Here is a 13835-nt window from a genome sequence, read left to right as displayed (position 1 = left end):
ACGGGATCGATTGCCTGTTTACGCCAGAGTCGATTACCATCAATAGCGTGATCGCTACCGGAAACCGCCATGCTCAAGGGAACACTCTGTACCATCCGGCATTTGCAGGCTGCCGACCTGAATACCTATATTTCCCTCGTCAACGACTTGCCCTCGCGCGGCGAGTTTTTCTCCATGCAATTCAAGTCGCCCGAGGCCATGCGGCGCGATTTCCTGCAGTCTGGCTTTGTCACCGAGGACAGCGAATTGTTCCTCATCGAAGACAAGGCCCAGCACATCATCGGCACGATCACGCATTTCAAGAGCCGCACACCAGCCGCGCGCGAGATCGGTTACCGTCTGTTCGACCGGCAGCGGGACGGACAGGGCTACATCAGCGAAGCGACGCGCCTGATGATCGACTACCTGTTCAACGCCTATCCGTATCACCGGCTGGAACTGCTGATGGACCCGCTCAACATCGGCTCCGAGCGCATCGCGCAAAAGAATGGCTTTACCCAGGAAGGCTTGATGCGCCAGGCCTTCTTTATCAACGGCGTGATGCGCGATGTCAAAATGTACAGCCTGCTGCGTCCCGAATGGCAGGCGCGGGCGCGCTGACTTGTTACCATCGGGGCAGGAATGTAAGAAGTTGTATTAGACGTGGAACAAGCGGGGAGCAGCAGATATAGTCCAGTTCATGCAGATCATTGTGATCTCGCCGGAATGGAAGGAAATGCCATGTTGAACAAGAAACTCCTGGGTGCGGTAATGGTAGCGGCAGTGGCTGTGTCTTCGGCCGCAGTCGCCGGTGACCGCGACTTCAATACCGTTGCAGGCGCCGTCGTCGGAGCGGCCATTGGCAACAGCACCGGCGGCCGTAACGGCGCAATCGTCGGTGGCGTGCTTGGCGCCGCCGTCGGCAACAGCATCAGCACGAATGACCGCTATTACGACCGTGGCGGCTATCGTGGCGGCTACCGCGAAACCTATTATGCGCCGGCGCCGCAACCCGTGTACTACGCCCCTGCCCCGCAGCCCGTGTATTACGCACCGCCACCGCGCTACTACGGCCCGCCGGCTGTCGTCTACGTGCAACCGGGCCGCGGCTACTACCGCGACCATGGCCGCCGTGACTACTATGAGCGAGACTACCGTGACCGTGGCCACGGCTGGGGCCATCGCCGTTAAGCACCACCCTGTACTATAGAAAACCTGCGCCAGCCTGCTGCCGCAGGTTTTTTTGCGCGACAAGCAAGGTATCACCGACGCACAATTTCGGCTAAGCTGTGTCCTATGATCAACATTGATGGCCGCCCGGACCGCTCCAACCGATGCATTTAATCAAAGACGCGCTAGACTTCGGCCCCTGGCTCGATGCCGCCGCCGGCAGCAGCGTAGGCGCCGGCCCCGTGCCTCGGCGCGAGAACCAGGATAACTTCCTGCTGATCGATGCCAGCGGCCACGCCGTCTGCCTGTCGCGGCAGGCGCCGTTCCACTGCCAGGTGCCGGGCTGGCCGCCCGGCCATGTGCGCGCCGCCGTGCTCGACGGCATGGGTGGCCACGGCCAAGGTCGCGAGGCAGCGGAAGCGGCCGTGCAAGGCTTGCTGGCCGTGCCCGCCTGCCTCGACACAGCCAGCCTGGCAGCCAGGCTCGATGCCTTGCACACGCGCTTGCAGGACGGTTTCGCCAGGGCCGCGCCAGCCCAGGCGCGGCCGCCCGGCACCACGCTGACCTTGCTGGAAGTGCCACCCGGCGAAGCGCCACTGCTGTATCACGTGGGCGATTCGCGCCTGTATGAACTGGTCGACGGCGCGGCCAGCATCCTGACCGTCGACCACGTGCCAGCCACCGTGTACGCCATGCGCGGCGCGCTCGACGAAACGCGCTGGCGCGCCGCCGTGCATGGCGAGCACCATCCGCAAATCTCGCAGGCATTTATTTTAGGCAACGCCATCAGCGACAGCTTGCAACTCGACAAGCCCCTGCGCGGCCTCGATGCATCCACCTTGCCGCCTTTCCTGGCGCACCTGGGCGACCGCCGCGTGCTGCGCGTGCGGCCCGGCGCCCACTATGTGCTGGCCAGCGACGGCTTCTGGGCCTGCGTGGATCCGCTGGCCCTCACGGGCCGCTGGCCCGCCTTATGTGCCGGCAAAACTGCGGCACAGGCCGTCAACGCCCTGTTCGACGACTTCCTTTCCCACCCGCCAAAAGGCTTACATAGCGACAACATTACCTTGCTGGCGCTGCGCTTCGATGCGGCGTTCACCGCCCCAGGCGGCTAGCCGCCAGATAACCGGCCGTTGCCGACACGGCCGATAGCACGCTGCCCCAGGCCATGTCGATCATCGTCAAGCCCAGCGGCCAATCGCGCAAGGTCGCATAATTGCTCAAATCATAGGTGCCATAGGCAAGCAGCCCAAGCAGCGCGCCCAGTGCCGCCGCCGTGCGCCCGCGGCGTGCGCGCAGTCCGGGCAGGATGGCAAAGACCAATAGCCCCGCCACGTACAGCAGATAAAACAACGTGGCAGGCGCCCAGCGGGGCGACTCCGCCAATAGCGGCCCCAGCGCCGCGGCATACACGGGCTTCATCAGCACCGACAGCCACAGGGCATCGATGGCCAGGAATACGCACAAGGTGGTGCCATAGGCTATGGCAAGCTGGAGCGGGCGTTGGACAGGCATGGTCATCTCTCTGCCTCAGGCGGCGTGTGGTGGTAAGGACAACGCCAGCATAATGCAAAACGCCCCAGGCTCGCATTGCGGGCGTAAAAATACCCAGCCGGCGCGCACGCGCATCGATGGGAAGCCATTCCATGCAATATCAAAATAACATATCTAGAAAGATATAAAATGTGTTTTTGGGCAATAGTTTCCTTGGCATGCATGGCAGGGTGTGACCGGGAACATGAATTCGGCCAAAAAGAGCGCATTACGGCGCTGTGAAAGTTGCCAAGCAGGCGCAAAAGCGCGTAAGCTCTCATCTAGAACAGAGGGCAAAATGTCCCCACTCGATTCGAGTCAGAATGTCATGAAAAAATGCAGCAACCCGGAGCACCCGCACTGTACGTTCTGGGTCTTGCCTGGGGATACAGTCTGCGCGGGCAACCACCCGCAAGCGATGACTGCTCCCAGCAGCTACGACCTGTTGAGCGCACTGCGCAGCGCCCGTTCCGAGCCATCGGCAACGGCGCTTCCGCACGCCCCGGCCCATGACGCTATCTTTCAAGCCGTGAGCAACCCTGTGCCGCTCTCCGCCACGCCCCCGGCGCTCACGCCAGCCCACGTTGCCTCGCCAGCAGTCCCCCCCGTCTACCAGCCGGGGCAAGCGCATCTGCACATCAGCGGCTTCGATCCCCGTGCGGCGGGCGGGCGCCAGACATTGAAAATGGAATTGCGCGGCATGAGCGCCGCCTGCGCGCCGCAGCTGACCTTGCGCCTGCGCTCGGACCTGATCCCCCGCAGCCATGTGCAGCATGATTTCGTGCGCACCACGCGCGGCGACTGGCGCCCCGTGTTTGTCGAGTTCTCCTCGCGCAACAAGGAACACGGGCAATACCAGATCGACGTGGAAGTACACAGCCACCTCGATGGTGCCGTGGCGCAGAAATGGGTGTGCACCTTCGTCATCCTGGTGCCGCGCCGCGACGCCACCCTGACGGAAATCCACCAGATCTTCCTCAGTACGCACAAGAATGTGCGCGTGATGGCCGACGACGCCTCGATCGCCCGCGTGACGGGTGGCGACGGCTGCAACCTCGACGTGACGGCGCGCAATGCCGGCATCGCCCACGTGGACTTGTCCGCGCCGCAAGGCAAGATCGACATGGGCTTTACCACCATCGCCTGGGACGAGGAGTTGATCGAAGTTGACCTGCCCGCCGCCAGCCACTGCCATCCGCACCCAAGCCAGGCCGCCTGCCTCGTCAATGCGGCGCCAGAAGCGGGCGAACAGCGCCAGATTCGCCTGTTCGCGCTGGAAGAATGCATGCTGGGCCGCTTCGAGCTGGTGGACCCGGAAGCCGATGTGCTGCTCAGCCATTTCAGCCCCGATGGCCAGGACAACAATGGCTTGACACGTCGCCTGTCAGGCCGCCATGCCATCATCCGCCGCGGCCAGCAAGGCTTTGAAATCGAGGATGTATCGCGCTATGGTTTGCTGCTTGACGGCGTCTGGCCTGGCAAGCACAAGCCCGTCGCCCTGCGCCTGGGCATGCGCATCGAATTGTCTGCCAGCATCAAGGGCATCGTCGTGCTCAGCGTCACGGCCCTGCTCGCGCACGGCGTAATCCTGCACCGCATCGACCACGGCGCCCGCGCCGAATGTTTTTACTTGCTGCTGCCCGAGACCCAGCCCACGCCGGCAAGCCACCTGGCCACGCCGCAGGCCAGCTGCCTACCCGTACTTTTCCACCGCAATGGCGGTTTCTGGCACCTCGACACGGCCAGTGGCAAGGAAACAGCGCTGGCCCCGGCCACCACCCTGGATAAACTCAGCGGCTTCGCGCGGCACAAGCGCTTCGCCAGCGAACCGTATCCGGAATGCTGGATCATCCGCACCGAGGGTGCGGCGCTGTGCGATAGCAGCATGCAAACTGCATAAGAACACTGTTGTAAATCTGCAGTTTTCCGCAAGGCACTAGCGGGGTACCAGCACAAGAAAAATCATCGACAAGCCGAGTATAAACACCGCTTCCAGCGTAAACACGATCGCGGGAATCTGTAATTCGCGCGGGATTTTCATGGCAAGACCTCTTCAAAACGTAGGACTACTTTCAGCATAGCGCCCCCTGCGCCAATTGCATTATCAGCCGCACAATACACTTGACCGGCCAACATGACATGCCGAGTTCGCTGGCAAGGCTATCGCGACACACAATTTAACAAATTATCGGCAGATATTCTGCAAATACCCCCCTTCACGCCCTTGCATACTGTATATTCATCCAGTTAATATCCCTCGCATTTCACAAATCGCCCGTATAGCGTTTTACATTTTCTATGGCTTCCAACAAAGCGCATCATGCGACCGGTTGGGCTGCCGGCGTGATCGCCGCAGCCCTGGTCGCGCACGCTGGCGCCGGTGGCCCCTATCAAGTGCTGAGCATGCTCGCCTTTGTCATGGGGGCGCTGGGCGGCACGGCGCCGGACTGGCTGGAAGTGGCCTGGTGGGCGCGCACGCACCGGCTGTGGATCACGCACCGCACCTGGACACACTGGGGCCTGGCCTGGATCGCCCTGCTCGTCTACACCTATCTGCAATTGCCGCACCACCGGTGGGCGCCGCCCCTGTTCGGCTTTGCTGCCGGCGGCATCATGCATTTGCTGGCCGACTGGCCCAATCCGCTGGGCGTGCCGTGGATTTTCCGCCGCCACTCGCTGCGCTGGTGGAAAAGCGGCCGCCACGACATCATCGTCATCATCGCCGCCTGGCTGGCCGCCACCGTCGTGGCCGACCACGTGTTTTTCGATGGCATCCACCTGCGGCGCACCCTGCTGGCGTTTGAGGGCCTGCTGCAATGGTGCGCCAGCGCACTCCAGACGGCCTGGACGGATTTGCAACAGTGGCAGGAACGCTGGCGCCTGGGTAGCTGACGCCAATTGACGCCGGCTGCGCTGCAATGTGATAATGAGTATCATTCTCAAACAGCCCAGCCAGCCGGCACCCCGCGTTCCGTCAGCCCAGCTCATCCCTTGCCTGGAGAACGCAGTGAGCACCGTCAGCCCCACCCATGCCAGCCACCTGAGCACCCTGTACAGCGAACACCACGGCTGGCTGTATGGCTGGCTGCGCGGCAAGCTGGGCAACCGGGCCGAGGCGGCCGACCTGGCACAGGACACCTTTTTGCGCCTACTGGGCAAGCGCGAGGTGACACCGCTGGCGCCCCTGCGCGAGCCGCGCGGCTACCTGGCAACCATCGCGCGCGGCTTGCTGATCGACCGCTACCGTCGCCAGGCGCTGGAACACGCCTATCTGGAAGCGCTGGCGCAGCAAGCCGAACCGACAACGATCTGCGCCGAAACGCATGCCATCATCATCGAAACCCTGCTCGCCGTCGACCGCCTGCTCGACCGCCTGGGCGCTCGCACGCGGGCCATCTTCCTGCTGGCGCAAATCGAAGAACTCAGCCATGTGGAGATCAGCCGGCGCCTGGGCGTATCCCTGCCAACCGTCAAGAAACACCTGGTGCGCGCCTACACGGAATGCCTGATGCTGGCGGCCGGCTGATGTTCGCCGCATCCGCCTCCCCTTCGTCAACCATCCCCCGCAAGGTGCTGGCCGCCGCCGCCCATTGGCATGTGGAACGCCAGTGCGGCAGCGCAGACCCGGCCGCCCTGCAGGCATGGCGCGATGCCAGCGCCGAGCATGAACGGGCCTGGGACCTGCTGCAGCGCATGGACGGCCAGTTGGGCACGATACCGGCAGCGCTGGCGATTCCCGCGCTGCAGGCGGCGCAACAGCGCCGGCGCGCGGCCGCCAGGATACTCGCCCTGCTGGTGGCGGCCGGCGGCGGCATCGCGCTGGGCCAGGCGGGCTTGCAATCGGGCCCATGGCAAGCCCTGACGGCGTCCTTGCGCACGGCGCCGGGCCAGCGCCGCCACGTCACCTTGGCCGATGGCGGGCGCCTGGAAGTCAATACGGATAGCGCCCTGGATGTCGCTTACAGCGCCACGCAGCGCCGCATCCGCCTGCACCATGGCGAAATCATGATCACGACGGCGCCCGATCCGCGCCCCTTCCTGGTCGACACCCCGCACGGCGTGATCCGCGCGCTGGGCACGCGCTTCGGCATACGCTGCGACGACGATGGCAGCACCGTCAGCGTCTTCGAGCACGCCGTGGAAGTACGCTGCGCGGCGCGCCCGGATGCCGTGCGCCGCCTGGAAGCGGGACAGCAGCTGCGCTTTGGCGCAACCGGCGCGGAGAATGTGCAGGCCACGCAAGCGCACCAGGACAGCTGGCTGCGCGGCATGCTGGTGGCCGCCGACTGGCCGCTGCAGCAACTGGTGCAGGAGCTCGCGCGCTACCGGCGCGGACGCCTCGCCTGCGACACCAAAGTGGCGCAGCGCCCCGTCACGGGCACCTACCGCCTCGACGATATCGACGCCGTACTGGAAAGCCTGTGCGCCTCGCACGGACTGCAAGTGAGGTACTTCACACGCTACTGGGCCACGGTGTCGGCCCGGCCGGCATAATTATTTTCAGTTTTTTTACGCCAGGGGTTGGTGTTTCGATGCGCTGCTTCGGCTTGACAAGTAAGAAGCCGATTCATCCTCCATTGACCATACCCTGAACAGAAAGACCGAGCATGCAGCTGACCACCCCCATCCTCCATCCCGCCGCGCGCGCCATCCGCCTGGCCGTCATCGCCATGGCGTGCGCCACCCCCGCCGCCTTCATCGCCGCGCCCGCGCTGGCGCAAGGCCAGGCCGCCGCCACCGCGCCGCAAGCCTACGCCATTGCGGCCGGCCCGCTGGCCACCGCCCTCAACGATTTTGCCGTGGCCGCCGGCGTCAGCCTGTCGACCGATCCCGCGCAGACGCGTGGCCTGCGCTCGCCCGGCGTGCACGGCAGCTTCAACGTGGCCCAAGGCTTTGCCCACGTGCTGGCCGGCAGCGGCCTGGAAGCCGTGCAACTGCCCAACGGCGCCTACGTGCTGCGCCAGGCGGCGCCATTCTCCGCCTCGGCAACTGGCATGGAAAAGACCATGGCGCCCGTGACGGTCAGCGCCAGCATGCAGCGCGACCCCGTCAGTGAACACAGCAACTCGTATGCAGCGCGCGCTGTCACCGTCGGCAAGGGTGTGCAAACCCTGCGCGAGATTCCCCAGTCCGTCAGCGTCGTCACGCGGCAGAAGATGGATGACCAGAACCTCAACACCATCGATGCCGTGCTGGCCAATACCACCGGCATCACCATGTACGACAGCCCCATGGGCGGGCGCTATGTGTATTCGCGCGGCTTCATGGTCGACACGTACCAGTTCGACGGCGTGAACCGCGCCATGTACTACCCGCAGGCGAACAGCTTTACCAGCAATACGGCCATGCTCGACCGCGTGGAAATCGTGCGCGGCGCCACGGGCCTGCTGCAGGGCACGGGATCGCCGGGCGCCGCCATCAACATGGTGCGCAAGCGCCCGCTGGCGGAAAAGCAGGTGCAGCTGGCGCTCGGCGCGGGGCGCTGGAACGACGTGCGCGGCGAGGTGGATGTCACCGGTCCCTTGAACGAATCGGGCAGCATCCGCGGCCGCGGCGTGGCCGCGCACGAGCAGCGCGATTATTTCTATGACGTGGCCGACAGCCGCACCGACGTGCTGTACGGCGTGCTGGAATTCGACCTGGCGCCGGGCAGCAAGCTGACGACGGGCGCCAGCCATGAAAAACTGAAGTCGACGCCATTTTTCTCGGGCATGCCCCGCTACCGCGATGGCAGCGATCCGACACTGCCCCGCGAGACCTTCCTCGGTGCCGACTGGAACCGCTGGAACAGCAAGCAGACGGCCGTCTTCGCCGAATTCGAGCACCGCTTCGACGCCGACTGGTCGCTGAAAGCCAGCGCCAACTACACGCGCGAGCGGCATGACGTGAAATACATGTTCAGCCAGGGTGCACTCGATCCCGCCACCCTGGCCGGCATGATGATGTACGGCGGCGTGTTCGACTACGGCAGCACCAACAAGGGCATCGACCTGTCGCTCGATGGCAAATTCAACGCCTTCGGCCGCCGCCACGGTTTCAGCGCCGGTGTCAGCACGAACCGCCTGGAAAGCGACAGCGATTTCAGCCTGGCCCTGCTGCAGAAGCCGAACAACCCGCTGCAACCGAACCACGGCGTGGCCGAGCCGAGCGACGCCTGGTTCCGTGAAAACAGCTATCGGGGCGACCCCAGTGTAACGAAGATGACGCAGACGGGTGCGTATGGCGTGGCCCGCTTCAGCGTCAGCGATCCGCTCACCGTGGTGGCCGGCGCGCGTGTGTCAAACTACAAATGGAGCAGCGTGTACCGCGACACGGGCGAGGTGTATATCGATCCGTACCGCGAAAACGGCGTCGTCACGCCGTATGGCGGCGTGATCTACGCGTTCGACCAGCGCTGGTCCGGCTACGCCAGCGTCTCCGACATCTTCCAGCCGCAAAACCAGCGCACGGCCGATGGTGCCCTGCTCGACCCGCTCAAGGGACGCAACCTGGAAGTCGGCGTGAAAGGGGAACTGTTCGATGGCAAGGTGAATGCCTCGCTGGCGCTGTTCCGCATCGAGCAGCGCAACCGCGCGGAGCTCGACCTGGTCAACACCTGTTCCAGCGGCACGGAGTGCTATTTCTCGGCGGGCAAGGTGCGCAGCGAAGGCGTCGACGCGGAAATCAGCGGCGAAGTGGCGCCGGGCTGGCAGCTGTTCGCCGGCTATACCCTGAACAATTTCAAGTACCTGGAGCAGACCTCGAATGCGGGCGTGATGTTTGCCAGTACTTACTCGCCGCGTCACATGCTGCGCGCGTGGAGCGACTACCGCCTGCCCGGCGCCCTGCGTGCGTGGAGCGTGGGCGGCGGCGTGAACTTCCAGACGGAGAGCTCGCGCATCACGCGCGACGTGACGGTGGCGCAAGGCGCATATGCACTGTGGAGCGCGCGCGCCGCCTACCAGATCGACCGCAACTGGACGGCGTCGCTGTCCGTGACGAACTTGCTCGACAAGCGCTACTACCAGACGGTAGGTGCGCCGGCGTGGGGCAATTTCTATGGTGAGCCGCGCAAGGCCGCATTGACCCTGCGCGCGCGTTTCTAAACGCTGTCAGGTCGCCGGGCGCAGGGGCGCCTTGGGCAGCGGGATGAATTCCGTCTCGCCCGGCACTTGCCCCATGCGCTGGGCGCTCCAGTCGTCGGCCGCCTGCGACAAACGCTCCTTGCTCGACGAGACGAAATTCCAGAACAGGAAGCGGTGGCCGTCCAGCGGCTCGCCGCCGATGACGACGAATTGCACCGGGCCGCTGCCGGCCGTCACCACAGGCACCTTGCCATCTTCCAGCAAGGCCATGGTGTGCGGCACGAGCGCCACGCCATCGACCAGCACGTCCCCGCTGATCGGATACACCGCCGCTTCCGGCGGCAAGCCTTCAAGGCGCAGCTCGCGCCCCGCCTGCAGCGCCACATCCAGGTACAAGGTCTGCATATAGGTGCGCACGGGCGAGGTCTGGCCGAAGGCCGTGCCGATCAACACCTTCACCACGGCGCCATCGAGGGCCACGACAGGAATGTCGGCCTGCGGCGTGTGCGTGAAACTCGGTTCATCCTCTTCATGCGCCTTCGGCAGCGCGGCCCACAGCTGCAAGCCGTGCGTGCGGTGCGGCTGGCCGGCCAAGTCGTGCGGCGTGCGCTCGGAATGCACGATGCCGCGCCCGGCCGTCATCCAGTTGATGGCGCCCGGTTCGATGCGCTGATAAGACCCAATGCTGTCGCGGTGGTCGATCGCGCCTTCGAACAGATAGGTGACGGTGGCCAGGCCGATATGCGGATGGGGGCGCACGTCGTGGTTGGCGTCAGGCGCCACGTCGATGGGGCCGAAATGGTCAAAGAAAATGAAAGGGCCGACGGCCTGCTTGACGGCCGAGGGCAGCAAACGCCGCACGACGAAGCCGCCGCCGAGGTCCTTTTCGTGGCTTTTCAGGATGGCCGCGCTCATGCCAGCACCGTCGTCACTTCGGTGGTGACGGCCGTCATCAGCTTGTGCAGCGGGCATTTTCCGGCCGCGGCCAGCAATTCCTGGCGCTGCGCGTCGCTCAAGTCACCGGTCAGGTGCACGGTGGCGGCCAGGCGGTACACGCCCTTGCGCTCTTCGCTGGCATCGCGCTCGGTCGACACTTCCACGTGTTCCAGTGGAATACCCTTGTGTCTGGCGTACCAGACTACGGTGAGCGCCTTGCAGGCCGACAGGGCCGCGTCATACAGGTCGTGCGGCGACGGGCCGGCATCGCCACCGCCTTCTTCCACCGAGGCGTCGGCGGAAATGATGTGGTCACGCACGTGCACGATGTGGCGCATGGGTTGCGACTGGTCGCGGATGGCTTTGATGGTCATGGCGTTCCTTGGTGCGTTTGGAAAGCCACAATTTACACCGTTTGCCCGCTTTGCGCAGCCCGCTCCCCGGGGGCCAGGCTATTTGATACGGAACACGGCGTCGACCGTCTGCCCCATCTTCAGGCTGGTGACCATCAGCATGTCGTCGGGGTTTTGCCGCTCGCGGCTGTTGGCGCGCTGGTAGCGGCCGGACGGCACCAGACCCACCGCATTGCCCAGGTTTTTCAGCTGGTCCGACGAGATGCCGGCCACGGCGCCCGCGCGCTTGCCGAAGCCGCGCGCCATGGCATCGGCCTTGCGCTGGTCATCCTTGACAGCTTCGGCCATCAGCTCTTCTTCCAGGCGGATACGCTCGGTGGCGCCGAAGGTGACGGCGGGCCATTTCGACAAATCGGCCACGCTGATATGCACGCTCACCTCATGAAGTATCCGTCAATATGACTGATATAACAATAAATTAGTCGAGCGTGCGCGCCACCCTGAAACCGACGATATCGTTCGACAGCACGGTGGAAAAACCGTTGCGCAGGGCCGAGCGCAGGTAGCGCGGGTGGTACAGCCAGGAGCCGCCGCGCAGGATGCGCCGGCTGCTGTCGCTGCCCTCTTCCCATGCGCTGCCATCGACGGGCGCGCCTTCGTAATTGTCGTGCACCACGTCCTGCACCCATTCCCACACATTGCCATGCATGTCGAACAAGCCCCATGGATTCGGCGCAAAGCTGCCCAGCGGGCTGGTGCCGCCCCGGTACACGCCACGCGGGCCGCCGTTGTAGACATACAGGCCGTCGTAGTTCGCTTGTTCGGTGCTGATCGTGTCGCCCACGTTGAAGGCTGTGCGCGTGCCGGCGCGGCAGGCGTATTCCCACTCGGCTTCGCTGGGCAGGCGGTACTGCCGGCCCGTGCGCTCGCTCAGCCACGCCAGGTACAGCTGCGCGTCATTCCAGCTCACGCCGACCACAGGGTGCTGGTCGTTCTGCACGAAACCGGGATTGTCCCAGTCTGTTTCGGAACCGCCCGCCCACTGCGTCGCGTTCACGAAAGCGCGCCATTCGCCCACGCTGACAGGATGGCGCGCCAACGCGAACGGGCGTTCGATGCCGACCCAGTGCTGCGGCGTCTCGCGCTCCAGCCAGGCCTGTTGCGAGCCGGCCTGGATGGCGGCCTTGTGTTCCGTCTCGTGCGAGCCCATCTGGAAGCGGCCACTGGGAATGAGCACCAGTTCCGGCCCCTGCCCCGAGCCATTGAGAAAATCATCGCGCAAGATGCCTTCGGCATTGGCCACCGGTTCCACATCTTCCGGTTCTGGCGCCGGCGCGGATGCCGGCGCAGGGACAGATACGGCGGCGCGGCTGGCCTCTTGCCGGCGCGCCCGTTCCTGCTCGGCGCGGTAGGCCGCCTCGGCCTTGGCGACGATGGCCTTGCGCTGCAATTCCTGATGCTGCTGCAAGGCGGTGGCGGCATCGGCTTCGCGGCGCGCGCGCAACTGGCCGCGCAGCGCCTCCTTGCGCAGTTTGCGCGCCTCTTCCGCTTCGAAATGGCGCTGCGCCTCCTGTTCGCGGCGCAGTTTGTCCTGCCGCTGCTTTTCCAGCGCAGCCGCCTGGATTTCCGCCTTGCGCCGCTGGTCCAGCTCTTCCTGGCGTATCCGGGCCCGCTTGATCTCTTCCTCGCGGGCCTGTTCGGCGGCCAGTGCCGCCTGCTTTTGCTGCTGCGCCGCGCGCGCCTGCTGCTGGCGCGCCTGTTCCGCCAGTTCTTCGGGCGACGGCCCGGCAGCGCGCTCCAGCCCTTCCAGCAAGGCTTGCACCGATTGCGGCCGCAGTTCCGCCGTCAAGGAAAAGCCGTTCTGCAGCACCTGCCACTGCGCTGCATTGAGCGCCTGCGGTGGCGAGGGCAGATGGCTGGCGCTGCGCGCATCGTCGAAGGGCATGCGCCCTTCGAGCATCTGGTAAATCATCACCGCCACCGCATACACGTCCAGGCGCGGGCTGGGCTGGCGCTGGTTGGCGCCTGCCTCGGGCGCCCGATAACCGTGCGTGCCGGCGTTCGGCATGTCCAGCGCCAGGCTGCTGTCCGCATTGCGCACGCGCGTGGCGATGCCGTAATCGAGCAATTTGACGTCGCCTTTCGCCGTCAGGAAGACATTGCCCGGCTTGATGTCGCGGTGTACGAGCTTGTGCTTTTCCCACGCATACGACAAGGCATCGGCCACCGGCTGCAGCAATTGCTGCACCCTGGAAAGCGGCAGCGCGCCCTGGCGCCCAAGATAGTGCTCGAGGTCTTCGCCATCGAGGCATTCCATGATGATGAAATAGCTGGCCGTGGCCGGGTCTTGCGCCCATTCGTAGACGCGCACGATATTTTCATGCGCGAGTTTGCGCGCCTGCGTGGCTTCTTCGATCAGCAGCTTGGCATGCGTGGCGCTCTGCGTCAGCTGCGGCGGCAAAATCTTCAGCGCCACCATTTCGCTGCTGCCCAGCTCCGCGTGCGTGGCCAGGTCGGTGGCTTGCCACACCTGCCCCATGCCGCCCGTGCCGATCAGCCGTTCGAGCCGGTAACGGCGGTTTTGCGGACCGATTTCCTGACCTGTCATGAAGCCCAGTTCCGTGCCCTGGCGTACGGGTAGCGGCACGGCCACAGGGGTGACGCCCGGCGGCGCGTATTCGGCGTCGAGGATGGCGTTCTTGCGGCGTTCAAAGTCCTGCTCGCTGAGCAGCCCGTCGTCGTGGAGGGCGCGCAGTTCCCGCAGTTTGTCTCGTGCTTTTTGCATCATCTGGGGTGAAAC

Annotated in this window: 13 protein-coding genes; 8 read left to right on the top strand and 5 right to left on the bottom strand. The window is 64.8% G+C overall.

Annotation, left to right across the window (positions count from 1 at the left end):
• Positions 1–69: 69 nt before the first annotated feature.
• The 3 genes from ACQ4WN_RS11800 to ACQ4WN_RS11790 all read left to right on the top strand — a co-directional run bounded on the left by ACQ4WN_RS11800 (position 70) and on the right by ACQ4WN_RS11790 (position 2264).
• Complete coding sequence (locus ACQ4WN_RS11800) at positions 70–600, top strand: GNAT family N-acetyltransferase (protein ID WP_436551705.1); 531 nt, start codon at positions 70–72, stop codon at positions 598–600.
• A gap of 120 nt (positions 601–720) precedes the next feature.
• The gene (locus ACQ4WN_RS11795; RefSeq protein ID WP_436551704.1) at positions 721–1170 is read left to right on the top strand and encodes a glycine zipper 2TM domain-containing protein; all 450 of its coding nucleotides are present in this window, start codon (positions 721–723) and stop codon (positions 1168–1170) included.
• A 143-nt stretch (positions 1171–1313) separates the two neighbouring features.
• The gene (locus ACQ4WN_RS11790) at positions 1314–2264 is read left to right on the top strand and encodes a PP2C family protein-serine/threonine phosphatase (protein ID WP_436551703.1); all 951 of its coding nucleotides are present in this window, start codon (positions 1314–1316) and stop codon (positions 2262–2264) included.
• Here the strand turns inward: ACQ4WN_RS11790 and ACQ4WN_RS11785 are convergent.
• Entirely contained in the window at positions 2245–2664 is a 420-nt protein-coding gene (locus ACQ4WN_RS11785) for a DUF2177 family protein (protein ID WP_436551702.1), read from the bottom strand. The two genes, ACQ4WN_RS11790 and ACQ4WN_RS11785, sit on opposite strands and share 20 nt — an antisense overlap.
• A 346-nt stretch (positions 2665–3010) precedes the next feature.
• On the opposite strand from ACQ4WN_RS11785, the gene ACQ4WN_RS11780 reads away from it, so the two are divergent.
• The 5 genes from ACQ4WN_RS11780 (at position 3011) to ACQ4WN_RS11760 (ending at position 9767) form a co-directional block, all read left to right on the top strand.
• Complete coding sequence (locus ACQ4WN_RS11780; protein WP_436551701.1) at positions 3011–4582, top strand: FHA domain-containing protein; 1572 nt, start codon at positions 3011–3013, stop codon at positions 4580–4582.
• Positions 4583–4980: 398 nt separating this feature from the next.
• On the top strand, positions 4981–5574 hold the full coding sequence (locus tag ACQ4WN_RS11775) for a metal-dependent hydrolase (protein WP_436551700.1): 594 nt from the start codon (positions 4981–4983) through the stop codon (positions 5572–5574).
• A 115-nt stretch (positions 5575–5689) separates the two neighbouring features.
• The gene (locus tag ACQ4WN_RS11770; protein WP_436551699.1) at positions 5690–6208 is read left to right on the top strand and encodes a sigma-70 family RNA polymerase sigma factor; all 519 of its coding nucleotides are present in this window, start codon (positions 5690–5692) and stop codon (positions 6206–6208) included.
• On the top strand, positions 6208–7176 hold the full coding sequence (locus ACQ4WN_RS11765) for a FecR domain-containing protein (RefSeq protein WP_436551698.1): 969 nt from the start codon (positions 6208–6210) through the stop codon (positions 7174–7176). The genes ACQ4WN_RS11770 and ACQ4WN_RS11765 overlap by 1 nt, the downstream gene beginning before the upstream one ends.
• Positions 7177–7289: 113 nt before the next feature.
• Positions 7290–9767, top strand: a complete 2478-nt coding sequence (locus ACQ4WN_RS11760; RefSeq protein ID WP_436551697.1) for a TonB-dependent siderophore receptor — start codon at positions 7290–7292, stop codon at positions 9765–9767.
• A 6-nt stretch (positions 9768–9773) separates the two neighbouring features.
• Here ACQ4WN_RS11760 and ACQ4WN_RS11755 read toward each other — a convergent pair whose 3' ends face one another.
• From ACQ4WN_RS11755 to ACQ4WN_RS11740, 4 genes are all read right to left on the bottom strand, one after another.
• Positions 9774–10661, bottom strand: coding sequence for a pirin family protein (locus tag ACQ4WN_RS11755; protein ID WP_436551696.1), 888 nt, complete (start codon positions 10659–10661; stop codon positions 9774–9776).
• Positions 10658–11056 carry an OsmC family protein gene (locus ACQ4WN_RS11750; protein ID WP_436551695.1) on the bottom strand — a complete coding sequence of 133 codons (399 nt, stop codon included), beginning with the start codon at positions 11054–11056 and terminating at the stop codon, positions 10658–10660. The genes ACQ4WN_RS11755 and ACQ4WN_RS11750 overlap by 4 nt, the downstream gene beginning before the upstream one ends.
• A gap of 78 nt (positions 11057–11134) precedes the next feature.
• Positions 11135–11473: an SIMPL domain-containing protein gene (locus ACQ4WN_RS11745; RefSeq protein WP_436551694.1), complete on the bottom strand. Its 339-nt coding sequence runs from the start codon at positions 11471–11473 to the stop codon at positions 11135–11137.
• 40 nt (positions 11474–11513) lie between these two features.
• On the bottom strand, positions 11514–13823 hold the full coding sequence (locus ACQ4WN_RS11740) for an SUMF1/EgtB/PvdO family nonheme iron enzyme (protein WP_436551693.1): 2310 nt from the start codon (positions 13821–13823) through the stop codon (positions 11514–11516).
• Positions 13824–13835 lie beyond the last annotated feature (12 nt).

The sequence above is a fragment of the Janthinobacterium pasteuri genome, from assembly GCF_051380775.1.
Lineage (GTDB): Bacteria > Pseudomonadota > Gammaproteobacteria > Burkholderiales > Burkholderiaceae_D > Janthinobacterium.
This window is presented reverse-complemented; position numbering and strand designations above follow the sequence as displayed.